Raw genomic sequence first — 26,391 nt, 5'->3', positions numbered from 1 at the left:
CATTTCGTCGCATGGGGCCCAGCGAACTGCTGCCCCGCTACATCTTCGCGGAGAGCCTGTTCGCGCGACGTCGCGTGCTCGAGGTCGATGCCGTGGCGTCCACGGGGGGCGAGAGCGCCCGCTTCCTGGTGGAGCGCGGCGCGCGCACCGTGGTGGCGTGCGACGCGGACGTGGAGGCGGTGGAGGCGGCGCAGAAGGCCCACGCGCACCCGCAGCTGCGCTTCCGCGCCAACGTCTACGACGACCTGGAGCCGGCGAGCTTCGACCTGGTGCTGGTGACGGACCTGGCGCCCTACGTGCGCGCGCCGGAGCTCCTGGCGGAGCTGGCGCGGCTGGTGGCGCGGCAGGGCTTCCTGGTGGGCGGCCTGCGCAACATCGCGGGGCTGGCGCTGCCGCAGCTGGTGGATCCCGATGAGCCGGTGCCGCCCACGTACGGGCAGCTCCTGGACGCGCTGTCGGCGCACTTCCCTCATGTGGAGGTGGCCACGCAGTCGCCGGTGCTGGGCTACCAGCTGGCGTTCGAGCGCGGGGAGGGGCTGCAGGTGGACGGCTCGCTGGTGCGGCACAGCGAGGCGGCGTACTTCGTGGTGATGGCGGGCCTGGAGCCGGCGCGGGTGGTGGACCCCACGTGGGTGCAGCTGCCGCCGGAGCCGCTGGCCTACACGCGCGGCAAGCTGGACGCGGTCGCTGCTCGGGCGAAGGCGTGGGAGGAGCGGACGGAGCGGCTGAAGGAGGTCGTCTCCCGGCTGCGCGCGGAGGTGGGCGACCGCGAGGCGGAGGTGGTGGCGCTCAAGCCGGCGCTGGAGGGCGCGCGGCAGGACATGGCGCGGCTGACCGCGCAGCTGGAGCACGCCCGGGGCACGGTGGAGTCCGCGCGCGAGCGGGATGACCTGAGCAGCCGCCTGCGGCGCCGTGAGCTGGAGTTGCAGGTCGCGACCGAGCGGATCGCGGACGCGGACCGGAGGCTGACGGCGCAGCGGCTGGAGGTGGAGGCGTCGCAGCGCGCGCAGGCGGACGCGGGCGTGCAGGTGCTGGCGGCCCAGGAGTCGCTGCGGCTGGAGCGGGCGCGGCGCGAGGAGACGGCGGCGTCGCTGGACGAGTCCCGCGAGCGGCTGACGCAGGCGTACACGGAGCTGCGCACGCTCCAGGACGAGCTGGGGGCGCTGCGCATCGACCGCGAGCGGGACCGGCTGGCGGCGGAGCGCGCCCAGGACGGAGCCGAGGACCGGCGCCGGCAGGCGGAGGCGGCCCGCGAGCGGGAGCTGCGCATCGCGGAGCAGTATTCGACGGCGCTCGCGGCGGTGGAGCACCTGAAGGCGGAGCTGGCGCGCGCGCAGGACTCCGCGCGGACGGCGGGCGACGCGGTGCCGGTGAAGGAGGCGGAGCTGGCGCGCGCTCGCCGGGAGCTCGCCGAGGCGCAGCAGCGGATGCACTCCGCCGAAGGGGCGCGAAAGGACGCGGAAGGGCGGCTCTCGGAGCGCGAGGTGGCGCTTCGCGGGTTGGAGACGGAGCTGGCCGCGGCCCGGGAGGCCGAAGCGCGGCTGCGGCGGGAGCTGGACGGGCGCGCGCAGGGAGAGTCCGCGGCGCGGGCGCTGGCGGCGCGGCTGGAGGAGGAGCTCCATGCGGCCGGGCTTCGCGTGGAGGCGCTGGAGGCGGAGCAGCAGCGGGTGGAGTCCGCGCAGCACGTCGCGGGACAGCGGCTGGTGGCGGCGGAGACGGAGCGCGTCCGGGTGGAGGCCGCGCTCGTCCAGGCCATCGACGCGGAGCGCGCCCAGGCCCAGGCGCGGTTGGAGGAGGCGCTGGCGCAGGCTCGCGCCGAGGCCGACGAGCGGGTGACGAACGCGCTGGCTGTCGCGCACTCCGACGCGGATTCGCGGCAGGAGCGCGCGCTGGAGGAGGCTCGCGAGCAGGAGGCGTCGCGGCTCGCTCGCGCGTTGGGGGAAGCCCGCGCGGAGGAGGAGGCGCGACTCGAGCGGGCCCTGGCGGACGCGCGTGAAGCCGTGGAGGCGGAGCGCGACGCGGCGCTGGTGGAGGCTCAGGCGAGCGCGGAGGCGGAGCTCGCGAAGGCGCTGGCGGAGGCTTCGGCCGCGCGCGACGCGGCGCTGGCGGAGGCTCAGGCGAGCGCGGAGGCGGGACTCGCCAAGGCACTGGCGGATGCCGCTGCGGATCAGGAGCGGGCGCTGGCGGAAGCGGAGCTTCGTCGGGAGCAGGCGCTCGCCGAGGTCCGGGCCAGTGCGGCGGCCCAGCGGGCCCGTCAGCTCGCGGAGTTCGAGGCCCGCTCGGCGCAGGCACTCTCCGACGCGCGTGCGGACACGGAGTCCTTGCGCGCACGGGAGCTGGCGGAAGCCCGCGCCGAGGCGGAGTCGGAGCGGGTCCGGCAGTTGGAGGAGGCAGAGGTCCGGTCCGCTCGGATGCTCGCGCAGGTGCGTGCCGAGGCGGAAGCGGAGCTGGCTCGTCAGTTGGAGGCGGCGGAGGCTCGCGCGGCCAGCGCCGTCGCGGCCCTGGAAGCCCAGCATGCACTCGCGCTCACCGAGGCTCGCGCCGACGCGGAGGCGCGGGAGGCTCGCGCCCTGGCCGAGTCGAGCGGTCAGACGGAGCAGGTGCTCACGGACGTGCGCGCCGAGGCGGCTCGGAGCCTCCAGCAAGCACGTGACGAAGCGGATGAACGGCTCGAGCAGGTCCGCTCCGAGGCCCGCGACGCCCTGGCCCGCGAGGTGTGGGAGCACGGGGCGCGGCTCGCGGAGGCGAACCAGGCGCGCGAGGCCGCCGAGGCTCGTGGCGTGGAACTGGAAGCCACGCTCCGTTCACTGCGGCAGGAGCTGACCGACGCGGAAGCCCTGGCGACGCTCATCCAGGACGACCTCACGCGGGAGCAGCAGTCCGGACGCACGACCCAGGAGAAGCTGGACGCGGCCGAGCAGGTCCTCGCGACCGAGCGCACCCAACGGCGGCAAGTGGACGCGGCGCTGGCCTCCGCGGAGGAAGACCTGCGTGTGGTGCGTGAGTCCCTGCTCACCGAACAGGAGCGGGGGGCTCGCTGGGAGGCGCTGCTTGCCGACACCCAGGCTCAGTTGCTGTCGGAGCGCGAACAGCAGGCCCGCGCGCAGGTGGCGCTCGCGAACCTCCAGGAGTCCCTTGACGCTGAGCGGGCCCTGCGCACCCGGCTGGAGGGTTCCGAGTCCTCGTGGAACGAGGCCCAGGGCGCGCTGGAGGCGGATCGGCTCCGGTTGGATGCCGCGCTGGGCGTCGCGCGAACGGTCCTGGAAGAGGAGCGCGCGCGACGCGTCAGGCTGGAGGCGTCATTCGCCCAGCTCCGAGTGGACTCCGCCTCGGAGCTTGAGCAAGAGCGTGCGCGGGCCGAAGCCACGTTGGGCACGATGCGTGACGCCCGCGCCGAACTCGAAGCGGACCTGACGGCGACGCGTGCGGCGCGGCTGTCCACCGAGGTCGCGCTCGAACAGACGCGGCAGACCCTTTCAGAGGTCCAGGCCGCCTTCGCGGAAGCGCAGCGTGGGCATGAAGCCGCGTTGCTGGAGCTGCGGCAGTCGAACGCGGCCGTGTCGGACGTGGCTCAAGGACACGCCCGGGAGCTGGAAGAGGCCCGTATCGCGCTGTCGGATGCGAAGCAGGCGCAGGCCGCCCAGGATGCGGCGGTGCGCGAGCTGCGCGCGGAGCTCACCGAGGCCCAGCGGTCCGAGGTCGAGGCCCTTTCGTCGCTGGATGAAGCCCGAACGCAGGCGTCGCTCGAGCGCGAGTCGCGCGCGAAGGACGAGGTGGCGCTCGCGGAGGCTCGCGAGGCCCTGGCCGCGCTCCGCTCGGAGTGGGACGCGCTGCGTGGGGAGTCCACGGCCCAGGGTGCGCGTCTGGCCGAGGCTGAGCAGGAGTCCCGAGCCCGTGAGGAGGCCCTTCGCGCGAGCCTGGAGTCCGAGCGGCTCACCCTTCGTCAGCAGGAGTCCCGGCTCGCGGAGCTGGAAGCGGAGCTCGCGGACAGCCAGACCCGGTTCACCGAGGAGGCCGCGCGCCTCCCCGCGATGCAGCAGGCGCTCGCGGACTCCGAAGCCCGACTCACCTCCGAAACCGCTCGACGGATCTCGCTGGAAGAGACGCTCGCGGCGGCGGAGTCTCAGCGGGCCGAGGAGTCCACTCGCTTCGCCGCGCTGGAGACGGCGCTGTCGGAGGCGGAAGCCCGGCATGCCGCCGTGGCCTCGCGACTGGCTTCGGTGGAACAGTCGCTCGCGGAGGCCGAATCGCGGTGGACCTCCGAGTCCACGCGCCGTGCCGAGCTGGAAGCATCCTTCAAGGAGTCGGAGTCCCGGCTCGCGACCTTCGAACAGTCGCTGGCGGACGCGGAGAAGCGCTCTGCTTCCGAGACTTCCCGCCGCGCCCAGTTGGAAGCCTCGTTGACGGAGGTGGAGTTCCGGCTCGCCGCGGAGACGGCGAACCTGAGCGCGCTCGAGGATTCGCTCGCGCAGGCCGAGGCCGCGCGAAAGAGCGCCGAAGCCCGCCTCGAAGCGGGCTCCCAATCGCAAGACGCGGCCCGTGAGGCCGAAGCCCGGGCGACGCGCCTCACGGAGACCCTGACCGCGCGCGAGCAGGAGCTGCGTGAAGCCAGTGCCCTGCGTGTGTCCATGGAGGCGCAGCTGGAAGGCGCCCACTCTCGAAGTGAGCGTCAGCAGCAGGACCTGGACGAACTGCGCGAGCACCTGGAGCTGAAGGCGCAGGAGTTGACGGCCCTGCGCGCGGAGTCGGCTCAGCTCGCCGCCGCGCACCAGGAGCTGCTGCGGCTGGGGTCCGAACTGCAACGCGCGCACGGCGCGCTGCATGAGCGGAGCCAGCAGGTCGGCCGGTTGGAAGCGGAGCTGGTCGACGCCAGCGACCGGCTCGCCGCCACGCGGGAGCACGCCGAAGTGCTCGTGGTGCAGCTCGAGACCGCGCGTCGCTTCGCGGGCAAGGCCACGAACCTGGAGTCCTCGCTCGAAGGACTGCGCTCCGAGCTGGAGACGGCTCGCGCGGAGACGGCCCGCCTCACGGACGCCGTTCGGGCCGGGAGCGAACACGCCTCCTCGCTCGAGGAACAGCTCTCCCGACGCGACGCCCGGCTCTCCGAGGTCGAGGCCCGGTTCGCCGCGGAGAAGGCGGAGCTGGAGGTTCGTCTCGCGGAGATGACGGCCCAGGCCGGCACCGAGCAGGCGGAGCTGGAGCTGCGCCTCACGGAGGCGCTGAGCAGCGCTGGCACCGACAAGGCCTCGCTGGAGCTGCGCCTCAACGAGGCCCTCGCGCGGGCCGGCCTGGAGAAGGCCGAGATCGAAGCGCGCCTGAACGAGGCCCTGGCGCGGTCGGGGACGGAGAAGGCCGAACTCGAAGCGCGCCTCAACGAGGCCCTGGCGCGGTCGGGGACGGAGAAGGCCGAACTCGAAGTCCGTCTCGCGGAGGTCACCGCGCAGGCCGGCACGGACCGGGCGGAGCTCGAAGCGCGCCTCGCCGAACTCACCGAACAGGCTGGCTCGGAGCGGACCGCCATCGAAGCGCGTCTCGCGGACGTCACCGCTCGGGCATCGGAGGAGAAGGCCACACTCGAAGCCCGGATCCTGGACCTGTCCGCCCAGGCGCAGGCCGTGCTGGCAGAGCACGACGCCCGGCTCGCGGAGGCCCAGGCTCGCGCCGCGGCCGAACAGGCCGAACTGGAAACCCGCCTCACCCAGTCCGCCGGTCAGACGCGCGACGCGCTCTCCGCGCTGGAGGGCCGCCTCGCCACCGCGCTCGAGGACGCTCGGGCCGGACAGGCCGCGCTGGAGGCCCGTGTGGCCGCCCTGTCCCAGTCCGTGGCTGACGCCGAAGCCCAGGCCCGCCGCGCCGACGCCGAGCGCACCGCGATGGCCTCCGAACGCGAGCGTCTCCAGTCGGACCTGACGGTCGCCCGCGCCGCCCGCGTCCGGCTGGAGGGCCGCACCAACTCGCTGGAGACCGCCGCCACGGACGCCGCGCGCCTGCTGGACGCCGAGCGCGCCGAACGCGACGGGCTCACCACCCGGATCCGCGAACAGCAGGCTCGGCTGGAGGCCCTGGAGACGGAGCGCGAGGCGCTGGTCCAGGCCCTCGAGGAGGCGAAGGCCTCCGCCGCCCAGCCCCCGGAGGCCGTGCTGGAGATGGCCGCGGAGATGGAGGTCCTCCAGGCCCACGTCGAGACCATGCAGGACCAGCTCGCCGCCCGAGAGGCCGAGCTGGCCGAGCTGCGCCGCGGCAGTGCACCCGCCGCCCCCGGGGCTTCACGCCGGGCCATGCCCGCCCTGGACGTTCCGTCCGCTCCCAAGAAGGTCGGCGAGCGCGAATAGCGGGCGCCGTCTACACTTGCCCCCGTGGACGCAAGCGAACGCATCTTCAAGTACCACGGCCTGGGCAATGACTTCGTCGTCATGGACCGCCGTGGCACGGGCCTGGACATCGACGCGGAGCAGTCACGCTGGCTGTGCGACCGCCGCCGTGGCATTGGCGCGGACGGGGTGCTCGCCATCCTCCCGTCGTCTCGCGGCCTCGCCCGCATGGTCGTCCACAACGCCGACGGCAGCATCGCGGAGATGTGCGGCAACGGCCTGCGCTGTGCGGTGAAGTATCTGGTGGATCAGGCCCCGCGGCGCCCCGCGCTCATCGACGTGGAGACCGGGGCGGGCGTCCTCACCTGCGAACCCGGCTACGGCGACGGCGGCGTGGTGCGCGTGGACATCTCCATGGGGCCGGCGCGGCTGGTGGCCGCGAACCTGCCGTCGGGGGCGACGGGCCAGCCCTTCGTGAATGCCCCCGTGCCCGGCCATGCGGACCTGCGCGGCACGGCCGTGAACATGGGCAACCCGCACCTGGTCCTCCTGGATCAACCCCTGGAAGCCGCCGAGCGCCTGGGCCCCGGCCTGGAGCGGCACCCGGCCTTCCCGGACCGCACCAACGTGGAGTTCGTCCGCGTGGACGAGGACGGCCTCACCGTCGTCGTCTGGGAGCGGGGCTGCGGCCTCACCCAGGCCTGTGGCACGGGGGCGTGCGCCTCGGCCGTGGCGGCGGTCTTGGCGAAGCGCTTGCCCTCGGATGCCTGGCTCCGCGTCACCCTGCCGGGCGGCGACCTGCGCATCCGCGTTCCGGAGGATCTGTCCGACATCCGACTCCGGGGGCCCGTGTCCTTCGTCTTCGAAGGCGTTGTCGCGCTTCCAAGGGCCCGATAGCCTTCGCCTTTCCTCCCTCCTTCCCCCGAGCGCCGTGGCCGGTCCCATCCTCGTCGTCGACGACGACCTGTTCTTCCGACAACTCGCCACGGACCTGCTGTCGCGCCGCGGGCACCGCGTGGTGGCGGTGGAGAACGCCACCCTCGCCCTGGAGGAGGTGGCGCGGGCGACGTTCGACGTGGTCCTCACCGACGTGGTGATGCCCGGCGTGGACGGCTTCGCGCTCACCTCGCGCCTGCGCGAGCGGGACCCGGAGCAGGAGGTCATCCTCGTCAGCCACCGCGACGACGTGCAGGGGTCGGAGGTCGCGCTGCGGCTGGGCGTGGCGGACTGCCTCACCAAGCCCATCGAAGAGGCGGACCTGCAGCTCGCGGTGGACCGCGCCATGGAGCGCGCGCAGCTGCGCCACGAGCGCGCGCGGCTCCAGGACGAGAACCTGGAGTTCGCCCGCTTCCACAACCTCCAGCAGCGCTGCCTGGAGCTGCTCTCCCATCCGGACCTGGAGTGGCTCCAGGAGCGCGTCATCGCGGACCTGGGCGCGGTGTGCGACGCGCAGAGCGCCGCGCTGTGGGTGGTGGACGACCGGGGAGACCTGGCGCTGCGCGCGTACCGGGGCCTGCTCGACAAGCAGTTCCTGCCGGAGAAGATGAGCCCGGAGGGCCCGCTGTCGCTGCGCCTGCGGGAAGCGGCGCCGTGGCTCGCGCGCGATGAGCGCTCGCCGGTGCTGTACGTCCCGCTGGTGGCCGCGGGCGAGGTGATGGGGCTCGCGCAGCTGTCCGACCCGCTCACGGGCGACTTCCGTTCGGAGCACACGCGCGACGCGAAGGTGCTGGCGGACTTCGCCGCGGTGGGCGTGAAGAACGGCCGCAAGCTGATGGCGCTCCAGCGCCTGGGCCTGCGCGACCGCGACACCGCCGCGTACAACCTCAGCTACTTCACCGACTACGCCTCCAAGGAGATCTACAAGGCGCGGCGGTACGGGCGCACGTTCTCGCTGCTCACCTTCAGCATCGACAACCTGCCGCTGGTGCGCGTGCGGCTGGGCGCGCAGGACGCGAAGAAGGCCGTGCGCGGCATCATCAAGGCGCTCAGCAAGATCATCCGCGACTCGGACGTCATCGCGAAGGCGAGCGACCAGGAGTTCTACCTCCTCCTGCCAGAGACGGACTTCTTCGGCGCGATGATGTTCGTGCGCCGCGCGGTGGCCGCGGTGCGCGACGAGCCGGAGGTCCAGGACGTGGAGCAGCGCCTGCCCCTGGCGCTGGTGGGCGGGGCCAGCACCTTCCCCAAGGACGGCGAGGACTTCGACGAGCTGGTGCACCGCTGCCGCCGCCGCATGGACGAGCGCCGCGCGTCGCTCCAGCGCCGGCTGATGTTGGACGGGCTGCCGTTCTGGGACGAGGTGGACCTGCTGCTGGGCACGCCCAACAGCCCGCGCCTGCCCACGGACGACCGCGCCGAGCCCAGCCGCCGGGGCAAGGTGGCGGACGTGCTCTTCGACGAGCTCCAGGTGGAGATCGCGCGCGAGCTGGTGCGCGACCCCGGCTCGCGCGGGCTGCTGTACGTGGGCGGCCCGGAGATCCGCGCGGACCTCCCGCTGGCGGTGGGCCTGGAGCAGGCGCCTCCGGACCTGTCGTCGCGCATCTACCTGCTGGGCCGGCGCGTGGACCTGGAGTCGCACGCGGCGCTCACGCCGGTGTTCCTGGAAGGGGATGACCGCGTGGCGCGCCACGAGTTCATCCTCTGGCTGTCGGAGAGCGCCTCGTACGCGCTCATCCAGCGGCGCGGCCGGGGCGCGACGTGGGGGTTCCACACCTCGGACACCGCGGTGGTGGACGGGCTCATCTCCAAGCTGCAGGCCGAATACGACCTGCAGCCCTACTGACCTCACGAAGCGGAGCAAGCGACCTTGGCCCAGGTGCGGAAGATCCTCATCGCCGACCCCGACCTCGACTCGGTGCGCGCCCTGTCGAGGGCGCTGCGCACCAAGGGCTATCAGGTGCACTACGCGCCGGATGGCTCGCGGGCGCTGGAGGTCGCGGTGCTGCGGCACCCGGACCTGACGCTCTTCGACGAGGCGTGCCGGCTGCTGGACGCGCGCACGTTCGTTCAAATCCTGCGCACCAACCCGCGCACCGAGGACATCCCGGTGGTCCTCACCACGTCCAGCCTGGACACGGACCGGGCGCGGGGCATGCGGGACGGCACGCTGCGCAAGCCGTTCAACCTGGACGAGGTGCTCAGCCGCATCGAGCACATCTTCCGGCGCAATGAAGCGGCCAAGGACCTCAAGAGCGAGCAGCAGGAGATCGAAGGGTCGCTCAGCCAGCTCAGCATCCCGGACCTGATGCAGATCCTGGGCATGAACAAGCGCAACGGCCGGCTGGCGCTGGAGCGCGGCTCGGAGCGCGGGGAGATCACCGTCTCCGATGGGCGCACGGTGAACGCGCGGCTCGGGAGGGTGGAGGGGGAGAAGGCGCTGTTCCGGCTCCTGTCGTGGACCGAAGGCAACTTCACCTTCACGCCGGGCACCAGCGCCGCGCGCCCGCGCATCAACCGCGCGATGGACGACGCGCTCCTGGAGGGCATGCGTCAGTCGGACGAGGTGAACCGCCTGCTGCCGGGCCTGCCGCCGCGCCACACGCGGCTGATGCTGGCGCCGGAGGTGGACCTCTCCGAGGAGCAGCACCCGGTGACGGCGCAGGTGATGGAGCTGCTCCGCCAGCCGCGCGCGCTGGGCGAGGTGCTGGACCTGGCGCCCGCCACGGACATGGAGGTGCTGGGCGTGCTGTCCACGCTGCTCCAGAAGGGCGTGGCGCGGCCCACGGAGAGCGAAGGCCAGAACCTGGGCGCGGGGGACCTCATCGGCGCGGCGGAGGTGCACGCGCTGCGCGGGCGCCTGCTGCGCACGCGGACCCTGGCGAAGGTGGCGACGGCGAAGGTGTTCGTGTGCGGCAGTGGTTCGTCCGCGGCGCGGCGCATCCTGGCGCGGGTGCCGGGGCTGGAGGCGCTGTCGGCGGACCCCACGGCGGTGAAGAGCGGCTTCGGGACGCTGGGGCGCCTGGCGCTGAGCGACGTGCTGAACGTGGACTTCTGCGTGCTGCCGCCCGCGGAGGCCGCGCGCCCCCTGTGGCGCCCGTTCAGCGCGGGGTCCATTGGCGCGCTGCTGATGGACACCTCGGAGCCGGCGGTGCGGCTGGCGCACTATCTGGCGTGGGAGGTCCGCATCCCCATCGTCGTGGTGGGCACGGAGATCCCCGCGCCCTTGCAGGGTGCTCCCGCGGGAGCGAGCGCCCCGGGCGAGGACCTGACGGACGCCCTGCGCGCCATGCTCGTCCAGGCGCTCAACCCCGCGCCCACGCTGCCCGGCGTCTCCCAGGTGCAGCGCGCCGCCGTCGTGACACCCCCCTGAGCCTCGGCGCCCGGGGCTGGGGCGCGGCGCTTCAGGCGGCTTCTTCCAGGACCTCCAGCGCGTCCCGCACGCCCGGCAGCCGGGCGAGCAGCTCATACTCCGCGGGCTGGAGCATGGACACGCGGCGTCCGGCGACGCGCTCCATCCACAGCTCGATGCGGTGGTCCCCGTTCGGGCTGACCTGACGCGAGATGCGGGCGCGGCGGCCTTCCTGGTGGCAGGCGAGGATGTCCTGCTGGAGGCTGCGCAGCCGACGGAAGACCTTCAGCGCCATCCGACCCTCGGGGGTGTCGAACGTGTGGAAGTGCCGGTTCCGCGACAGCGGCCGGCTGGGATCATGAAGCCTCTCCACGAGGCGGCGCACGAAAGGGTCCATCGACGGGGGAGGATAACATCCGCTACCCTGTCCCTCAGCGATGCCCCCTCGATTTTTGCCCCGTCCCTGGACGCTCGTCCTGCTCCTTCCGCTTGCCTGCAAGGACCCGGAGACGGCGGCCGCCCAGAAGCAGGCCGTCCAGGTCCAATCCTCCCTGTCCGAGGGCCGGGAGGCGCTGACCCAGGGCAGCTACAGCCGCGCCATCGCCGCGCTCCAGAAGGCCGCCAACGCGGCGCCGGAGAGCGTGGAGCCGCTGCTGCTCCTCGCGAAGGCCCACCAGGGCGCCGGCAATCCAGGCGCGGCCATCCTCACGCTCAAGCAGGCGGAGGGGCTCCTGCCCGGCACCGACCCCGTCATCCAAAAGCAGCTGGCGGACCTGTACCTGGGGGAGGGGCAGAGCGCCCAGGCCATCTCCACGCTCGTCAGCCTGAGGGACGAGGGCAAGCTGACCAACGACGACATCCTGTTCCTGGCCCGCCTCCAGGCCCGGCAGGGCCACGCGGACGAGGCCTTCACCACGCTGGAGCGCATCCTCCGGGAGAACCCGGATGACGCCGCGACGAAGACGGTGGAGGCGGAGATATTGCTCATGAAGGGCGAGGAGCTGCTCGCGGCCAACTTGATGGACCGCGTGCTCCAGGCCTCGCCCAGCTTCACGCCCGCCCGCCTCCTGCGCGCGCGCTACTTCCTGATGAGCGGCTTCTCCGACCTGGCGGACGCGGACCTCCAGTCCGTGCCCCCGGCCGACGCGGACACCACCGACGTCGTGGCCATGAAGGCCCGGGTGTGGATGGCGTTGAACCGCCCGGCGGAGGCCGAGGGCGCCCTCAAGAAGCTGCTGGAGGATGACGCGGACAACGCGGAGGCGCTGGCGTGGCTGGCGGAGATCGTCCGGGCCCAGGGCCGCGCGTCGGAGGCCCAGCAGCTGGTGGACCGCGCGCTGCACCTGCGTCCGCGCCTGGCCCGCGCGCTGTACGTGCGCGGCCGCGTGCTGGAGGACCAGGACGACGCCCGCGCCGCGGAGGACAGCTACCGCTTCGCCCTCAAGGCGGAGCCCGGCTTCTCGCCCGCGCTGTCGCGCATGTGGCGGCTGCACCTGAAGGCGGGCCGCAAGCCGGACGCGCAGACCGTCCTGGAGCGGCTGATGGGCCTGGGCGAGGCGTCGGTGGAGGAGAAGGCCGCGCTCGCGAACCTCTACGCGCAGTTCGAAACCCAGCTGCCGCGCGGCAGGAAGCTCATCGACGAGGCCCTGAAGCGCGAGCCGCAGAACCCCGAGTACCTGCGCATCCAGAAGGCCATCGACAAGGCGACACCGCAGAAGAAGAAGGCCCCCACGGGGCCCCTCATCATCCGCGGCGGCCGGCGCTGACCCCCGCGGAGGAGGGAAGGCCCTCCGCGTCCGCCACCACCTGCTCCAGCGCCTTGAGGCCCTTGCGCTGGCCCACCGCCACGACGAGCAGGTTCTCGCGGGTGAAGTAGCGACGGGCCACCTCCCGCACCCTCGCGGCCGTCTGGCGGTCCACCTGATCCGCGCGGTGGCTGAACGTCTCCGGCGTGCGGAACAGCTCCACGCCGCCGAACCACCCGGCCAGCTCACCCGGCGAGTCCTGCGAGAACTCCAGCAGCATGCGGTGGCGGCGCTTGGCGCGGTTCAGCTCCTCCTCGCTCGCCTCCTCCTCGCAGAGCGCGGAGAGGACGCGCAGCGCCTCGGCCACCACCAGCGACGCCTTCTCCGGCGCGCTGGCCGCTTCAATCTCGAAGAGGCTGATGTCGTGGTACGTGTCCAGCCCGGCCTGGACGGAGTAGGCCAGGCCGCGCTTCTCCACGATCTCAAAGGGCAGCCGCGACGACAGCCCGTCGTCCAGCAGGCGCCGGAGGATCTGGAGCGCGGGGAAGTCCTCGTGCTGCTCCGGCACGGCGCGGAAGGTGAGCTTGAACTCCGTCTGCGACTCGTCATGCGAGACGAAGTGGAAGTGCGGGCCCGGGCCCAGGGCGGGGGGCGCGCTCTCCGTGGAGGCGACGCCCTGGGGCAGGTGGGCGAAGGCGCGCTCGGCCAGCGCCAGCACCTCCGAGTGCTTCACGCTGCCCGCGGCGGACACCACCAGGTTGCCGGCCACGTAGTGCCGGGCGAAGTGTTCGAGCACCTGGGCGTGGGTGAGGGCCTGCACGGACTCTCGGGTGCCGGCGATCTTCAAGGCCAGCGGGTGGCCGGGGAACAGCAGGCGCTTGGACAGGTTGTCCAGGTCGATGTCGCGCCCCTTGTCGTCCACCTCGTCGAGCATCTCCTCCAGGATGATCTGCCGCTCCACCTCCATGTCGGTGAGGCGGGGGCGGGTGAGCATGTCGCCGATGACGTCCAGGCCCACGCGCAGGTGGGCCGGGTGCAGCGGGGTGTAGTAGTAGCCGTGGTCGCGGGTGGTGGCGCCGTTGAGGTTGCCGCCCACCTCCTCCACCGCCGCGTTCATCTTCACCGTGTCCGGCCAGCCCTCGCTCCCCCGGAAGAAGAGGTGCTCCAGGAAGTGGCTGACGCCGTTGTTCTCCACCGTTTCGTGGCGGCTGCCGGTCCGCACGTAGACGGCCAGGAGGGCGGTGTGCAGGTGGGGCGTTTCGACGGTGACGACGCGCAGCCCGGAGGGCAGCACGTCCCGGTACGGTGTAAAGCTCATGCGCGGGGAAGCCTTAACACGAAGGTCGTCCCCTGGCCGGGAATACTCTGGCAGGAGAGCGAGCCCCCGTGGGCCTGGAGGATTTGTTGGCTCACCGCGAGCCCCAGGCCCGTGCCGCCCTCCTTGGTGGTGAAGAAGGGCTCGAAGAGGTGGCGGCGGACCTCCTCCGTCATGCCGTCGCCGGTGTCGCGCACGGTGACCTCCACGTCGGCGTCGCGCGGCGCGGTGGCCACGGTGAGCCTGCCTCCGGTGGGCATGGCCTCCCGGCTGTTGCGCAGGAGGTTGAGGAACACCTGCCGCAGCTGGCCCTGGTCCGCGAGCACCCGGGGCGTGTCGGGCGCGAAGTCGCGCACCACCTCCACGCCCGCGCGCACCAGCTCCTCGCGGGTGAAGTCGAGCACGCCGTCGAGCACCGCGATGATGTCCTCGGGCTCCAGGTCCGGCCGGGCCGGGCGGGCCATGCGCAGGTACTGTTCGGTGACGTCGGTGAGGCGGTCCACCTCGTGGGTGACGGCGGAGAGCAGCTCCCGCGCCTCGGCGGCGGTGTCGGCGGAGTCGAACGCCGCGCTGTCCACGGCGTCCTGGAGCAGCTCCACGTTGAGGCCAATGGAGGACAGCGGGTTGCGCACCTCGTGGACGATCTGCGCGGAGATGCGGCCCACGGCGGCCAGCTGTTCGGCGCGCATCAGCGCCTCGGCCTGGGACTTGAGCTGCGCCTCGCGCGCCTGGAGCGAGCGGGCCATCTGGTCGAACTCGCGCGCGAGCAAGGCGACCTCGTCCTCGCCGCGCACGCCCAGCTGGGCGGAGTAGTCACCCCGGCCAATGCGGGACACGCCCTCGATGAGGGTGCGCACCGGGCGCAGCGTGCGGGCGCTCCACGCGGTGACGCCCACGCCCACGCCAATGGCCATGATGGACAGCGCGATGATGGTGAGCCCGGTGCGGCGCTCGCGCTCCTCGGCGCCATCCACGCGCTCGCGGATGCGGTTGCCCAGCGTGGCGCGCAGCACGCGCAGCTCCCGGCCAATGGCGCTCTCCAGCTGCCGCAGCTCGGCGGTGGCGCGCGCCACGTCCTGGCTCTCGGGGGATTCGGAGGAGAGCGCGGTGAACACGGCCTCCACCGCGCGGCCGTAGGCCTGGGAGTTGCGCGACAGCTCCGCGAAGCGAGAGTCCAGCTCCATCACGAAGGGCACCTCGCCGCCAGGGGCGAAGGTGAGCACCTCGCGGGCCTTGCCGCGGGCGGCCTCCAGCCGCTGGGCCATCTGGGGCGCGTAGTAGAGGCTCGCCAGCCGGATGAGCGCGCGGCGCGTCTCCACGCTGTTCTGCTCCAGGACCCGTTCGGTGTCCTTCTCCTGGCTGGTCTGGAAGGTCTCCAGCGCCGCGGCGTCCTGGGACAGCTGGAGGTAGCCCTGGCTGACGAGCCGGATCTCCAACCGGTTGCGGTGCAGCTCCGCCACGCTGAAGAGGGACACCGTCCCGAACGTCAGCAGCACCAGCGCGTAGCCCAGGAAGATGCGGGTGGCGAGCGAGAGCTTCATGGCGGAGGGGACAGGACATACGTCCTGGGGCGGGTGCATTACAGCGCAATCCCCGCCGGCACGCCTGCTTCCGCCCCGCCCGGCCGTCCAGACTCCGCCCTTCCGGGGAGGGGGCTGGTAGCGTCCGCCCATGGCTCCGCGCTTCGTCCGCTCCACGCTCCTGGCCGCCTCCCTCCTGGCCCTGGTCCCCGCCTGCGGACAGAAGGAGGTCCGTCCCTCCCTGGACCTCATCACGGTGGCCTGCGCCGGGACGCCGCCCCTGGAGGGCGCGACGCACCTGCGCTTCCGCGTGACGGGCCCGGGGCTCGACGCGCCCCTCGAGCGGGTGTCGACGGTGGACTGGATGGCGGAGGCCGTGCCGGCCCTGCCGGTGGGTCGCGCCCGGGTGCTGGAGGTGCGCGCCTACGCGGGCGCCCCGGATCAGGGCGGGCAGCTGGTGTCGCTGGGGCGCTCCAGGCCCTTCGACGTGGCGGAGGGGCAGGCCGCGCCGGTGCGCGTGTTCCTGCGGCGGCTGGGGGCCTTCGTGCCCGTGAACCTGGCGTCGAGCCCCGGCACGTGCTCGGTGCCCGCGGAGGTGCGCGCCGGGCACACGGCCACGACGCTGCCGGACGGACGGGTGTTGATCGCCGGGGGCTTCGCGCCCCGGGTGGATGGGGCGCGGCCGGTGTCTGGGTCCACGGAGGTGTTCGATCCGGCGGACGGGACGTTCCTGCCCGGGCCCGACGTGGGGCCGAGGGCGTTCCACACGGCGTCGCTGCTGCCAGATGGCAAGGTGCTGCTGACGGGAGGCGCGGAGTCGTTCGCCCCGGTGTCGCTGCAGCGCACGTCGCGCTTCGTGGACCTGGGGGCGGGCACCGTGAGCGAGCTCGCGCCGAAGGTGGCGCGCTACCAGCACGCGGCGGCGGTGGACGTGGACGGGCACGTGCTGCTGGTGGGCGGACGCACGGCGGATGGGAGCCCGGTGTTCACGGCGGAAGCCTTCGACATGGCCTCGGGTCGCTTCGTCGACGTGGCCGGAGAGGTGCGGCGTGTCGACACGTCGCTGGCCGTGCTGGAGGACGGGAGGACCTTCCTGGTCGCGGGCGGCGCGGACACGGCAGGGCCTGTCCCGGAGGTGCTGGCCGTCGGGTTCGCCGGAACGGACCTCCAGTGGCTGGCCCACGTGCCGCCAAGGCTGCGGGTGCCTCGGGTGGGCGCGACCGTGGCGGTGCTGGGGCGGCCGGAGGAATCCCCGCGCCCGTTGCTGATGGGCGGCTTCGACGGTGTGGACCCGGCCCGGGGCGCGCGGGCGGTGGGGGCCTCCGAGCTCCTGGAGGACGTGAGGACCGTGAGTGACGGCCCCTCGCTGCTGCCCCGGAGCCAACCGTGCGCGGTGTCGCTGCCGGACGGTCGGGTGATGGTGCTGGGCGGGCGGGGGACGGACTCCGGCGCGACGTCCGCGACGGCCTGGGCGGAGTTGATCACCCCGCATCCGGGCGCGCGGCCCACCGTGCTGGGCCTGAAGCTGCTGCCGCAGCCTCACGCGTGGCACACGTGCTCGGCGCTCCCGGATGGCTCCGTGCTGGTGGTGGGCGGCGTGGACGACAGCACCGAGGAGATCCGTGCCCCCGTCGAGGCCCTGGTGATGATGCCCCCGCCTCGCGACTGAAATGGGGCGGAGCGAGAAACACGGAGGCCCCGCGTCCCGGAGAGGGGACGGCGGGGCCTCGGTGGTTCACGCGGGAGCGCGGCTCAGGCGTTGGACGAAGAGGCCTCGGAGGGCTTCGCCTCGGCCTCGGCGGACGCCGGGGCGGCGGCCGTCTCGGAGGGCGCGGACTCGGTCGGCGTGGCCGGGGCGGCGGCGCGGGCCTCCGCCTCCGCGCGGACGCGGGCCATCTCGTCGCTGCGCTGGTCGCTGGCGGCGACCTCGTCCGGCGTCAGCTCCGTGCGCTCGGCGAGCATGCCCGTCTTCTTCTCCAGGTCCTTGATGGCCCGGCGAAGCAGGTCGCGCTCCAGCAGCGTCCGGTTGAGGCGCTTCTCCAGCGCCTTGTACTTGTCCTTGCCCAGGTCGGCCTCGGACTTGGTCACGGCCAGGATGCGCGCCTGCGTGTCGGCGCGGCCCTTCACCCGGCGCAGGTCCTTCTCCAGCTCCACGGCGCGGGCGCGGTCCTTGTTCGCCGCCTGCTCCAGGCGGTCCATCTTCTCGCGGTCCGCGTCGTTCAGCTCGCGGTAGCGGCGCACGGGCTCCGCCGGGGCCACGGGGACGGGCGTCACCGACACCGCCGCGCTCACCACGGGCTCGCTCGCGGGCGCGGCGATCTGCTCGGCGGGGGCGGCGGCGGGCGTCTGCGCCGGGGCGGCGGCGGGGGCCTCACGGCGACGGGCGCCACCGCGCGACTCGCTGTCCGCGCGCAGCCGGGCGTTCTCCGTCAGGGCCTGTGCCAGCTCCGAGCGGGTCTGCTCCAACTGGACGCTGGCGTTGCGCTCCACCTCGGCGCGGGCCTTCACCAGGTCGTTGGAGCCCTTGTCGCCTTCCTTCTGCTCGAAGAGTTTGCGCTTGGCCTGCTTGAGCTGCTCCTTGACCTCCTGGAGCTGCGCGCGCTGTTCGTCCAGCTCCTTCTGCTTGCGCTGGACCTCCGATTCCGCCTTCGCGCGCGCCTTGGTCTCCGATTCCAGCTCGCCCCGGACGGAGGGCGACGAGGACGTCGAAAGCGAGGGCCGGCCGGCGTTGGCGCCGGTGCCGCTCGTGTCTCTGAAGAGCAGCAGGCCGAGCGTCACCGCGAACCCGACCGATACGAGGATGAGTGCAAACAGCAAGGGAACGACCTCCACAGAAGGATGCAAAAAGCGGGGCAGCCTACCGCCCGGACATGGCGCGTCAAGGCTTCACTGGCAGGCGACCCGCCGGGCCCCGCCCACCGCGCCGGCCCGGCGCAGCCGCCCGCCTGCTTTCCGTCCCCCATGAGGGCCATCCTGGTGCACGCTGGGGGGCATGGCGCACCTGGAGCTGAAGCCGAAGCGTGACGTGTCGAGCTTCCGCAAGCTCGCCATCGGCAGCTGGACGACCGCGTACGACCCCACCGTCTACGGCACGCTGACGGTGCGGATGGACGCGGCGCTCGAATACCTGGAGGCCTTCCGCCAGCGCACCGGCGTGCGGCTCACCACGACGCACCTGGTCCTCAAGGCCACGGGGGAAGCGCTGCGCCGGTGCCCGGACGCCAACGCGCTCCTGCGCTACCAGCGCATCTACCTGCGCCAGCGCATCACCGTGTGCGGGGTCCTCCCCGGGCGGGAGGAGGACGGGGCGGGCCCCACGCCCGTGCGGATCGAGGACGTGGACCAGAAGCCCGTGCGGGAGCTCGCGCTGGAGGTGGAGGCCGCGGTGGCGCGTGCGCGCGGAGGCCGCGACCCCCGGATGGAGCAGGGCCGCCGCCTGCTGGAGCGCGTGCCGAACCTGCTGCTGCAGCGCTTCACCGGGCTCATGTCGTTCCTCACGTACACGCTGAACGTGGACCCGTCGTGGATGGGGCTGCCCCGGGATCCGTTCGGCGGCGCGGTCGTGGTGGACGTGGGCGCGCTGGGGCTGGACACGGCGTACCTGCCGCTGGCGCCCTTCACCCGCGTGCCGGTGTTCCTCGCGCCCGGTTCGATCCGGGAGGTGGCGGTGGTGGAGGAGGGGAGGGTGGTGCCCGGCCGCGTGATGAACATCAACGCGTCCTTCGACCACCGCTTCATTGACGGCTACCACGCGGGCGTCATCGCCAACACGCTGCGCGAGATGCTGGAGCACCCGGTGGAGTCCTTCGGACCGCCGCCGGATGCTCCCGGTGCCACGCCCTAGTACGCGTACTCCCAGCCGCCGCGGGCCCGGCTCCCGCCGCCCATGCGCGCGCTCATCTCGCGCAGCCGGCGCACGCGCTCCGGGATGGGCGGGTGCGTGGAGAACAGCGACATCACCCCGCCATGGTGCAGCGGGTTGACGATGAACAGGTGCGACGTGGCCGGAGCCCGGTCATACGGGATGGCCTCCGCGCCGCGCTCCATCTTCAGGAGCGCGCTCGCCAGCGCGTCCGGGTCCCCGCACAGCTCCGCGCCGGTGGCGTCCGCGCCGTACTCGCGCGAGCGGCTCACGGCCAGCTGCAGCAGCGTGGCCGCGATGGGCGCCACCAGCAGCAGGCCCAGGTTGGACAGCGCTCCCGCGATGCCGCCCCCCTCGTCGTCGTCGCTCCGGCTGAGCATGCTGCCGCCGAACCAGAAGAGCATCTGCGCCGCGTAGCTGATGATGCCCGCGAGCGTCGCCGCCACCGTGCCAATGAGCGTGTCCCGGTTTCGAACGTGGCCAATCTCGTGCGCCAGCACGCCCTCCAGCTCCCGCCGGTCCAGGATGTCCATGATGCCCGCCGTCACCGCGACCGCCGCGTGGCTCGGGTTGCGGCCCGTGGCGAACGCGTTGGGTTGCGCCGTGGGCAGCAGGTAGACCTTGGGCTTCGGCATCCCCGCCCGCGCGGCCAGCCGCGCCACCATCTCATGCAGCCACGGTGCCTGTTCGTAGCTCAGGGGCTGCGCGCCGTGGATGGCCAGCGCGATGCGGTCGCTGAACCAGTACGAGCCGAAGTTCATCACCACCGCGAAGACGCCCGCCATCGCGAGCCCCTGCGCGCCGCCCAGCCGCTGACCGATGACGAGCACCAGCGCCGTCAGTCCCGCCAGCAGCACGGTCGTCTTCAATGCGTTGCCCAGCCGGTGCCACCCGCCGCCCTTGAGCGCCGGGGTGGCCGGTCCTCGGGTTGTCATCTGGGGGGCACGCTGCGCCATGGTCCTCGTTCCGTGCCTTTCGCCCCGCGAGGGGGCCACACGAAACGTAAGCAGGCGCAGGGAGGCGTCAACGTGGCGGGTCCAAGCCGCCCCGGAGGCCCACGGCACCAGCCACCGTCCGCCTCAAAGGTAGAAACGATCCGTCACGCCCGCCGTACGCTGGAGGATGGCGCTCCAACCGAGCCACACGTCGATGCCACTGTCGCCCGCCTTCGACTCGCTCCCCAGGGCACCGAGCGAGCCCGTACAGCCCGCCACCGTGCCCAGCCCCGACTCCCGCACGTGCTCCCACAGCGCGCGGATGGAGGGCATGCGGCGGGCCTCGAAGCGGTCCGCCACGTCCTCACGGCCGGTGAAGTCCGGGTCGTCCAGGCGGTCCAGTAGGAAGCGTTCCAGGGCCCACCAGAACAGGTACACCTCCGCGCGCCGCCCGGCCGCCACTGCCGCCGCCGCGATGGAGAAGCCCTGGTGGACCCGGTCGTATTCGCCACTGTGCAGGAAGACGACGACCCTGTTGTCCGACGCGCTCACGCGGTGGCTCATACCGTCCAGAAGCCACCACGTCCATTCACGCCCCGAGCGCGACCGGCCGGGCCCTTTGGCTTGCACCCCGGCCCCGCCGCTTGCTAGGAACCAAAGGACCTTCCAGTCTTACACGTTTTTTGCAGCGCCAGAGCGGGTGGCATTCAGCGACATGGGCGATGAGACGACAGCCAGGCGGAAGGATGCCCACCTCGACTTGTGCGCGACCGGCGATGTGGAGCCCGCGCAGAACTCCACCCTGCTGGAGCACGTGCACCTCGTCCACTGCGCCATGCCGGAGATGGCGGTGGACGACGTGGACCTGTCCACGCCGTTCCTGGGCCGGCGGCTGAAGGCGCCGCTGCTCGTCACCGGGATGACGGGTGGCACCGAGCGTGCGGGTGCCGTCAACCGGGACCTGGCGCTGCTCGCCGAGCGCCACGGGCTGGCCTTCGGCGTGGGCAGCCAGCGCGCCATGGCGGAGGACACCTCGCGCACGGCGTCGTACGCGGTGCGGGACGTGGCGCCCACGGTGGCGCTGCTGGGCAACATCGGCCTCTATCAGGCCATCGGGCTGGGCGTGGACGGCGTGCGGCGGCTGTCGGACGCCATTGGCGCGGACGGCATGGCGCTGCACCTCAACGCCGGCCAGGAGCTGACGCAGCCCGAGGGCGACCGGGACTTCCGGGGCGGCTACCGGGTGGTGGAGGAGCTGGCGCGGGCCTTTGGCGACCGGCTGCTGGTGAAGGAGACCGGGTGCGGCATTGGTCCGGACGTGGCGCGGCGCCTGGTGGAGCTGGGCGTGCGCAACGTGGACGTCTCCGGGCTGGGCGGCACGTCGTGGGTGCGGGTGGAGCAGCTTCGCGCGGCGGGCTCGCAGGCGCAGGTGGGCGCGGAGTTCAGCGGCTGGGGCATCCCGACCGCGGCGGCCATCGCCAGCGTGCGCGGGGCGGTGGGGCCGGACGTGCGGCTCGTCGCGAGCGGTGGCGTGCGGGGCGGGTTGGACGCGGCGAAGGTGCTGGCGCTGGGCGCGGACCTGGCGGGCATGGCGCTGCCGCTGTTCCGGGCCCAGCAGCAGGGCGGGCTCGCGGGCGCGGAGGACGCGCTCCAGGTCATCCTGACGTCGCTCCGGCAGGCGCTGGTCCTGACGGGGAGCCGGACCGTCGCGGCGCTGCGGCAGCGCCCTCGCGTGGTGTCCGGAGCGTTGAAGGATTGGTTGGCGGCGCTGTGATGCAGCGTGGATCCCAGGTTGGGAAGGAAGACAATGTCTGACACCGTGACGTCCCGGCTCGCCGGATTCCACAAGCTGCCCCTGGAGGAGCGCCTCGCGCAGATTGGCCGGATGTTCCGGCTGACGGAGACGGAGCTGGAGCAGCTTCGCGGCGAGGGCACGCTGGACCTCACGCTGGCGAACCAGATGATCGAGAACGCGGTGGGGACGTTCTCCCTGCCGCTGGGCCTGGGCCTCAACCTCAACGTCAACGGGCGCGACTACCTGGTGCCCATGGCGGTGGAGGAGCCCTCCGTCGTCGCCGCGGTGTCGTTCGCGTCGAAGATCGTCCGCGAGGCGGGCGGGTTCGTCGCGGAGGCCGACGAGTCGATGATGATCGGCCAGGTGCAGGTGTCCAACTACGGCGACCCCGGCCGGGCCACCGAGAAGATCCTGGACGCGAAGGAGCAGATCCTCGCCCTGGCCAACAGCTTCCACCCGGCCATGGTCGCCCGGGGCGGCGGCGCGCGGGACGTGGAGGTGCGCCTGTTGCCCGCGCCGGAAGGCCCGCGTGGCGAGCCGCTGCTCATCGTCCACATCCTCATCGACACGCAGGAGGCGATGGGGGCGAACCTCATCAACACCGTCGCGGAGGGCGTGGCGCCGCTCATCGAACAGGTGACGGGGGGCCGCGTGTACCTGCGCATCCTGTCCAACCTGGCGGACCGCCGGCTGTCGCGGGCGACGTGCCGCATCCCGCTGCCGCTGCTGGCGGACTTCGACCTGCCGGGCGAGGAGATCGCCGAAGGCATCGCCCAGGCCAGCCGCTTCGCGGAGGCGGACCCGTACCGCGCCGCCACGCACAACAAGGGCGTGATGAACGGCATCGACGCGGTGGCCATCGCCACGGGCCAGGACTGGCGCTCCATCGAGGCGGGTGCGCATGCGTTCGCGTGCCGCGGCGGGCAGTACCGGCCGCTGTCCACCTGGTACCTGGAAGAGGGGCACCTGGTGGGCCGCATCGAGCTGCCGCTGGCGCTGGGCACGGTGGGTGGCCCCATCAAGGTCCACCCGGGCGTGCAGATGGCGCTCAAGCTGATGCGCGTGTCGGGCGTGCGCGAGCTGTCCATGGTGTTCGCGGCGGTGGGCCTCGCGCAGAACTTCGCGGCGCTCCGGGCCCTGGGCTCGGTGGGCATCCAGAAGGGCCACATGGCCATGCACGCCCGCTGCGTCGCGGTGACGGCGGGCGCGCGCGGCGGGGACGTGGAGAAGGTCGCCAACCTGCTGGTGAAGGCCGGGCACGTGAAGGTGGAGAAGGCGCGGGAGATCCTCGCGAACCTGCCCCCGGAGGCCCCGGTGATCGCCGCCACGGTGACCAACGGCTGACGTCCAGCCCCGCGTACCCGACGCGGGGCGCTTGACGGAGCCGGGCAGGGCGCCCGAGAAAGCGCCCGCCCCCTCGTGTGTTCCCGGTGCCATGACTCCCGCAAAGAATCCCCTGGTCGCCTTTGGTGCCGGCAAGGTCATCCTGCTGGGTGAGCACAGCGTGGTGTACGGCTACCCCGCGCTCGCGGGTCCGCTGAGCATCGGCGTGACGGCGCGCGGCGTGCCGGCGCGCTCCTGCACCCTCGACGTGCCGGTGACGGCGGACGCCGGGCAGAAGCGCATGATGCGCAAGGCCTTCGCGCGCGCGGCCCAGCGGGTGGGCGAGCCGAAGGTGAAGGTGACGCTGGAGCCGCAGCTGCCCCTGTCCGCGGGGCTGGGCAGCTCCGCGGCGCTGGCGGTGGCCACGGCGCGGGTGCTGTTGCAGGCGGCGGGGCAGGTGCCCACGCCGAAGGCGACGGCGCTGCTGGCGTGGGAGATGGAGCAGGAGTTCCACGGCACCCCGTCGGGCGTGGACCACACCACGAGCGCGGAGGAGAAGCTCATCCTCTACCGGCGGATCCAGACGCCGTCGGGCGTCACCGGCCGGGCGCGCGAGGTGAAGAGCCCGCGCGCGGTGTCGGTGGTGGTGGCGCTGGCGGGCGCGCGCAGCCCCACGAAGGTGACGGTGGGCGCGCTGCGCGAGCGGCAGGCGCGGTGGCCGGAGCGCTACCGCCGGCTGTTCGCGCAGGTGGGGAAGCTCGTCACCGAGGCGTCGAAGGCGGTGGAGGCGGGGGACCTGGAGGGGCTGGGGGACGCGATGAACGTCAACCAGGGCCTCCTGAGCGCCCTGGGCCTGTCTTCGCCCGCGTTGGAGGACATGGTGTACCGGCTGCGCGGTCTGGGCGCGCTGGGCGCCAAATTCACCGGGGCGGGAGGTGACGGTGGCGCGGTCATCGGCCTCTTCCTCGAACCGGAGCCCGTGGTCGCGCGCCTGACTCGCGACGGCGTGCGCTGCTTCGCGAGCCAGCTCGCGGGGCCGCGGGCCCAGGGAGACATTCCATGAAGGCAACGGTCCGGGCGCATCCCAACATCGCCCTCGTGAAGTACTGGGGGAAGCGCGACGACGCGCTCATCCTCCCGCACCAGTCCAGCCTGTCGCTCACGCTGGCGCCCATCCACGTGACGACGACGGTGGAGTTCGGCGCGGCGGCGGATTCGGTGGAGCTGCATGGCCACGTGGCCAAGGGCAGCGAGCGCGACCGCGTGCTGCGCCTCCTGGACGCCGTGCGCGTGCAGGCGGGGCGCGACCTGGGGCCCGCGAAGGTGGTGTCGCGCGGGGACTTCCCGATGGCGGCCGGGCTCGCGAGCAGCGCGGCGGGGTTCGCGGCGCTGGCGGTGGCGGGACGCGCGGCGGCGGGCCTGCCGGAGGACACGCGGGCCTCCAGCATCCTGGCCCGCCGGGGCAGCGGCTCCGCGTGCCGCAGCGTGCAGGGCGGCTTCTGCGAGTGGCTGCGTGGCGAGCGCGCGGACGGCGAGGACAGCTACGCCGTGCAGCGCTTCGACGCGGGCCACTGGGCGGACCTGCGCATGGTGGTGGCCATCCTCGACCGCGGCGAGAAAGAGGTGAAGTCGCGGGACGGGATGAAGGGCACGGTGGAGACGAGCCCGTACTACCCGGCGTGGGTGAAGGACGCGGAGGCGGAGGTGCCCCGCGCCCGGGAGCTCATCGCGAGCAAGGACCTGGAGGCGCTGGGCGAGCTGTGCGAGCGCAACGCGTGGCGGATGCACTGCACCTCGCTCGCGGCCGATCCCCCGCTCTGCTACCTGAGCCCAGCGACGCTGGGGCTCATCCAGCACCTGCGCGAGCAGCGCAAGAAGGGCGTGCCCGTGTGGTTCACGCTCGACGCGGGCCCGAACCCGGTGCTGCTGACGGACGCGGCGCACGAGGTCGCGGCGGAGGCCCTGGCCCGCGCCTGCGGGGCCGTGGACGTGGTGCGCTGCGTGCCCGGCGGGGACGCGACGCTCCTGGCGGAGCACCTGTTCTGATGGGCCTCGCGCGTCGCACCCGGGCTGGGGTCGAGGCTCCCGTGGACGCGCCGTGCCTGGGGGCGCGCGTCGCGCGTCGCGTCCCGATGAAGCGCGCGGCGGCGGCCCCGTGGCGGTGGCCCGGGCGCGACGGATGCTCCGGGGCGCCCGGAGCCGAGGTGACGGTCTGATGGAGCGAGCGCTCTCCGCCCCGGGCAAGCTGTTCGTCTCCGGCGAGTACGCCGTGCTGTGGGGAGGCGTCTCGCGGGTGGCCGCGGTCGCGCCCCGCACGGCCGCCTTCGTGCGCAGGCGCAACGACTCGCGCGTCCACATCTGCCTGGAGGAGGGCACGCTCCAGGGCCTGACCACGCCCCGGGGCGTGAAGTGGGAGCGCGAGGTGCCCGCCGGCTTCTCGTTCGTCGCCCGCACCCTGGATGAAGCCCTGCGCGCGCACGGCCGCGCGAGCGTGGGCTTCGACGTCGCGGTGGCGCCGGGCGCGCTGGGCCCGGGCGGCCACAAGCTGGGCATCGGCGGCAGCGCCTCCGCGACGGTGCTCGCCGCGGAGGCCGCGCGCTTCGTGCTGGAAGAGAAGTTCGACGTGCTGAAGCTCGCGCTCGTCGCGCACACGCTGGGGCAGGGCGGCAAGGGCAGCGGCGGTGACGTGGCGGCCAGCTTCGCGGGCGGACTCGCGCGCTACCGCCGCTATGACGTCACCGCGCTCGCGGACGCCGCCAACACCGGCCGCTTCAACGCCGCGCTCGCGGAGTCTCCGCCGGTGGACCTCTGGCGCATGCCCGTGCCTCGCGTGGCCATGCTCTACGCCTTCACGGGTGAGAGCGCGTCCACCAAGCTGCTCATCGCCCAGGTGGAGGCACGGCTCGCGGAGGCGGGCCGCGCGGCCTTCGTGGAGCGCTCGGACGCGCTCGGCCACGCCATCGAGGACGGCCTGGGCGGCGGCGACTTCCGCGCCTTCAGCGACGCCGTGAAGGCCCAGCACGCGCTGCTCCTGGAACTGGGCCCGCTGGAGACCGAGGGCATGCGCCGGGTGCTGGCGCTCGCGGCGTCCTACGGCTGCGCGGGCAAGCTGTCCGGCGCGGGCGGTGGCGACGGCTGCATCCTCTTCGCCCCGGACGCGCAGGCGCGGGACGCGCTGCGCCAGGGCCTGGAGTCGCGCGGCTTCCTCACGCTGACGCTGGACGTGGAGCAGGGCGTGCGCGGCGAGGCGCAGGCGGACGCGCGGCTTCGCGGCTGGGTGGATTCGCTCGTCTGAAA

The 26,391-nt window shown here is 73.2% G+C and carries 18 protein-coding genes; 12 read left to right on the top strand and 6 right to left on the bottom strand.

From position 1 onward, the window contains the following. Window positions 1-11 precede the first annotated feature (11 nt). Genes FOF48_RS30390 through FOF48_RS30375 form a run of 4 tightly spaced genes read left to right on the top strand, consistent with a single transcriptional unit; the run spans window position 12 to window position 10,620 of the window. Entirely contained in the window at window positions 12-6,332 is a 6,321-nt protein-coding gene (locus FOF48_RS30390; RefSeq protein ID WP_255442850.1) for a methyltransferase domain-containing protein, read from the top strand. Window positions 6,333-6,356: 24 nt separating this feature from the next. Then, window positions 6,357-7,208 (top strand): diaminopimelate epimerase, encoded by an 852-nt coding sequence (dapF, locus tag FOF48_RS30385; protein WP_143907360.1) that lies wholly within the window; start codon window positions 6,357-6,359, stop codon window positions 7,206-7,208. A 34-nt stretch (window positions 7,209-7,242) separates the two neighbouring features. After that, complete coding sequence (locus FOF48_RS30380; RefSeq protein WP_143907359.1) at window positions 7,243-9,093, top strand: response regulator; 1,851 nt, start codon at window positions 7,243-7,245, stop codon at window positions 9,091-9,093. Between the two features lie 24 nt (window positions 9,094-9,117). Next, window positions 9,118-10,620 carry a DUF4388 domain-containing protein gene (locus tag FOF48_RS30375; protein WP_143907357.1) on the top strand — a complete coding sequence of 501 codons (1,503 nt, stop codon included), beginning with the start codon at window positions 9,118-9,120 and terminating at the stop codon, window positions 10,618-10,620. A gap of 31 nt (window positions 10,621-10,651) precedes the next feature. Here FOF48_RS30375 and FOF48_RS30370 read toward each other — a convergent pair whose 3' ends face one another. Further along, window positions 10,652-10,996 carry a hypothetical protein gene (locus FOF48_RS30370; RefSeq protein ID WP_143907356.1) on the bottom strand — a complete coding sequence of 115 codons (345 nt, stop codon included), beginning with the start codon at window positions 10,994-10,996 and terminating at the stop codon, window positions 10,652-10,654. A 55-nt stretch (window positions 10,997-11,051) separates the two neighbouring features. Here FOF48_RS30370 and FOF48_RS30365 point away from each other — a divergent pair, with 55 nt between their 5' ends. Beyond that, window positions 11,052-12,365 (top strand): tetratricopeptide repeat protein, encoded by a 1,314-nt coding sequence (locus FOF48_RS30365; protein WP_235685979.1) that lies wholly within the window; start codon window positions 11,052-11,054, stop codon window positions 12,363-12,365. Here FOF48_RS30365 and FOF48_RS30360 read toward each other — a convergent pair. Both FOF48_RS30360 and FOF48_RS30355 read right to left on the bottom strand, forming a co-directional pair. Next, window positions 12,343-13,662 (bottom strand): pitrilysin family protein, encoded by a 1,320-nt coding sequence (locus FOF48_RS30360; RefSeq protein WP_143907352.1) that lies wholly within the window; start codon window positions 13,660-13,662, stop codon window positions 12,343-12,345. The two genes, FOF48_RS30365 and FOF48_RS30360, sit on opposite strands and share 23 nt — an antisense overlap. Beyond that, entirely contained in the window at window positions 13,659-15,200 is a 1,542-nt protein-coding gene (locus FOF48_RS30355; RefSeq protein WP_143907350.1) for a HAMP domain-containing sensor histidine kinase, read from the bottom strand. Before FOF48_RS30355 ends, FOF48_RS30360 begins: the two co-directional genes overlap by 4 nt. A 130-nt stretch (window positions 15,201-15,330) precedes the next feature. On the opposite strand from FOF48_RS30355, the gene FOF48_RS30350 reads away from it, so the two are divergent. After that, a complete protein-coding gene (locus FOF48_RS30350) occupies window positions 15,331-16,848 on the top strand; it encodes a kelch repeat-containing protein (RefSeq protein WP_143907348.1) in 1,518 nt (505 codons plus the stop codon). 83 nt (window positions 16,849-16,931) lie between these two features. Here FOF48_RS30350 and FOF48_RS30345 read toward each other — a convergent pair whose 3' ends face one another. Further along, window positions 16,932-17,996: a cell envelope biogenesis protein TolA gene (locus FOF48_RS30345; protein WP_143907346.1), complete on the bottom strand. Its 1,065-nt coding sequence runs from the start codon at window positions 17,994-17,996 to the stop codon at window positions 16,932-16,934. A gap of 175 nt (window positions 17,997-18,171) precedes the next feature. On the opposite strand from FOF48_RS30345, the gene FOF48_RS30340 reads away from it, so the two are divergent. Beyond that, window positions 18,172-19,023: a 2-oxo acid dehydrogenase subunit E2 gene (locus FOF48_RS30340; RefSeq protein ID WP_143907344.1), complete on the top strand. Its 852-nt coding sequence runs from the start codon at window positions 18,172-18,174 to the stop codon at window positions 19,021-19,023. On the opposite strand, the gene FOF48_RS30335 is transcribed toward FOF48_RS30340, so the two are convergent. Next, complete coding sequence (locus FOF48_RS30335; RefSeq protein WP_201756530.1) at window positions 19,020-19,976, bottom strand: zinc metalloprotease HtpX; 957 nt, start codon at window positions 19,974-19,976, stop codon at window positions 19,020-19,022. The genes FOF48_RS30340 and FOF48_RS30335 overlap by 4 nt on opposite strands. A gap of 144 nt (window positions 19,977-20,120) precedes the next feature. Beyond that, the gene (locus FOF48_RS30330) at window positions 20,121-20,528 is read right to left on the bottom strand and encodes a hypothetical protein (protein WP_255442849.1); all 408 of its coding nucleotides are present in this window, start codon (window positions 20,526-20,528) and stop codon (window positions 20,121-20,123) included. Between the two features lie 163 nt (window positions 20,529-20,691). Between FOF48_RS30330 and fni the strand changes: the two genes are divergently transcribed. The 5 genes from fni to FOF48_RS30305 all read left to right on the top strand — a co-directional run bounded on the left by fni (window position 20,692) and on the right by FOF48_RS30305 (window position 26,389). Further along, window positions 20,692-21,750 (top strand): type 2 isopentenyl-diphosphate Delta-isomerase, encoded by a 1,059-nt coding sequence (gene fni / locus FOF48_RS30325; RefSeq protein ID WP_143907338.1) that lies wholly within the window; start codon window positions 20,692-20,694, stop codon window positions 21,748-21,750. A gap of 33 nt (window positions 21,751-21,783) precedes the next feature. After that, window positions 21,784-23,115: a hydroxymethylglutaryl-CoA reductase, degradative gene (locus FOF48_RS30320; RefSeq protein ID WP_143907336.1), complete on the top strand. Its 1,332-nt coding sequence runs from the start codon at window positions 21,784-21,786 to the stop codon at window positions 23,113-23,115. Window positions 23,116-23,206: 91 nt separating this feature from the next. Then, window positions 23,207-24,157, top strand: coding sequence for a mevalonate kinase (gene mvk / locus FOF48_RS30315; RefSeq protein WP_143907334.1), 951 nt, complete (start codon window positions 23,207-23,209; stop codon window positions 24,155-24,157). After that, a complete protein-coding gene (mvaD, locus tag FOF48_RS30310) occupies window positions 24,154-25,140 on the top strand; it encodes a diphosphomevalonate decarboxylase (protein WP_143907332.1) in 987 nt (328 codons plus the stop codon). Before mvk ends, mvaD begins: the two co-directional genes overlap by 4 nt. A 169-nt stretch (window positions 25,141-25,309) precedes the next feature. Next, window positions 25,310-26,389: a mevalonate kinase gene (locus FOF48_RS30305; RefSeq protein ID WP_143907330.1), complete on the top strand. Its 1,080-nt coding sequence runs from the start codon at window positions 25,310-25,312 to the stop codon at window positions 26,387-26,389. The last annotated feature ends 2 nt before the right edge of the window (window positions 26,390-26,391 follow it).

Source organism: Corallococcus sp. Z5C101001, from assembly GCF_007352635.1.
Classification (GTDB): domain Bacteria; phylum Myxococcota; class Myxococcia; order Myxococcales; family Myxococcaceae; genus Corallococcus; species Corallococcus silvisoli.
Note: the sequence above shows the minus strand (reverse complement) of the source record. Positions and strands in the feature narration are given on the sequence as shown.

Coding starts and splice junctions, on each gene's coding strand:
- FOF48_RS30390 (WP_255442850.1), top strand. CDS start 12: ATGGGGCCCAGCGAACTGCTGCCCCGCTACATCTTCGCGGAGAGCCTG.
- FOF48_RS30370 (WP_143907356.1), bottom strand. CDS start 10,996: ATGGACCCTTTCGTGCGCCGCCTCGTGGAGAGGCTTCATGATCCCAGC.
- FOF48_RS30360 (WP_143907352.1), bottom strand. CDS start 13,662: ATGAGCTTTACACCGTACCGGGACGTGCTGCCCTCCGGGCTGCGCGTC.
- FOF48_RS30355 (WP_143907350.1), bottom strand. CDS start 15,200: ATGAAGCTCTCGCTCGCCACCCGCATCTTCCTGGGCTACGCGCTGGTG.
- FOF48_RS30350 (WP_143907348.1), top strand. CDS start 15,331: ATGGCTCCGCGCTTCGTCCGCTCCACGCTCCTGGCCGCCTCCCTCCTG.
- FOF48_RS30340 (WP_143907344.1), top strand. CDS start 18,172: ATGGCGCACCTGGAGCTGAAGCCGAAGCGTGACGTGTCGAGCTTCCGC.
- FOF48_RS30335 (WP_201756530.1), bottom strand. CDS start 19,976: ATGACAACCCGAGGACCGGCCACCCCGGCGCTCAAGGGCGGCGGGTGG.
- fni (WP_143907338.1), top strand. CDS start 20,692: ATGGGCGATGAGACGACAGCCAGGCGGAAGGATGCCCACCTCGACTTG.
- FOF48_RS30320 (WP_143907336.1), top strand. CDS start 21,784: ATGTCTGACACCGTGACGTCCCGGCTCGCCGGATTCCACAAGCTGCCC.
- mvk (WP_143907334.1), top strand. CDS start 23,207: ATGACTCCCGCAAAGAATCCCCTGGTCGCCTTTGGTGCCGGCAAGGTC.
- mvaD (WP_143907332.1), top strand. CDS start 24,154: ATGAAGGCAACGGTCCGGGCGCATCCCAACATCGCCCTCGTGAAGTAC.
- FOF48_RS30305 (WP_143907330.1), top strand. CDS start 25,310: ATGGAGCGAGCGCTCTCCGCCCCGGGCAAGCTGTTCGTCTCCGGCGAG.